At 48.4% G+C, this 864-nt stretch carries 1 protein-coding gene; it reads left to right on the forward strand.

Going from position 1 to position 864, the window contains the following annotated elements:
- A partial coding sequence (locus tag EI161_RS14515; RefSeq protein WP_192529986.1) for a hypothetical protein occupies positions 1-814 on the forward strand: 814 nt, incomplete at its 5' end.
- Positions 815-864: the final 50 nt, after the last annotated feature.

Genomic DNA, 864 nt, shown 5'->3' on the forward strand with positions numbered 1-864 from the left:
TTCTTTGGGTTATTATAACCTCTTAGAAGCTGTCCAATTTTATTATGCCACTACAGTGTGGGTATCAGGGGATTCTGTTGATGAGCTTGGTACGTGGTGGTTGATCAGTGGTTTAGACGAGGGCGAACGAATTCCACTACACTACAGCTATGCCCAATCGTCGGTACAGTCAGGTCAAGATAGCGTCAATGCGCTACAAATGAATTCACAGCAGTTGGGCAGTTATGAGGTAATCGTACGAGCGGATGGCTTAGCGGCGGATACCATTTATGAAGGCCAAGCAGTAGATGAGTCGCCGCTTGTGACAGAGGATACAACTGTACTACTCGCTGCCCCGTCTCGCGTGAATAGCGATGATGCCGCCGCTCGTCTTGCACAGCAATGGGTGTCTGCAAATCACTGTCAACGCGAAACCTATCAAGCAACGGGAGCCCTGCGTGGTCTTAGTGTCGGTAGCCCCGTGAGTATCAATAACCTGCCTTCCATTGGCAGCTTATCGACTCACTGTATGGCAGTAACCTTTATCGGTATCGAGCCTGATAACGATAGTGTGTCGTATCATCATCAAGTATTTATCAAAGAGTGGTTACAGCGCACTGCTCAGCATATGCAGCGCCAGACCACAAACGCCATTCATCTGTCTGTACCTGATCATGGCTTTGATATGGCTCGTGACACTGGGGTTTGGGTATCAGCGACGTTGCTTGACGCTACTATCCCCTACACCCCTTATCCCAGTTCTTTGTCCTTTGTCAGTACTACCTATCATGGTCTCGCCCAGGCGCGTACTGGTGACACCAGTTTATCAGTGTAGTGGTCAACTAATTTAGGACACCTGATAAGAGGTTTTGATTAAAGTAACGT

The organism is Psychrobacter sp. FME5, from assembly GCF_014861375.1.
Lineage (GTDB): Bacteria > Pseudomonadota > Gammaproteobacteria > Pseudomonadales > Moraxellaceae > Psychrobacter.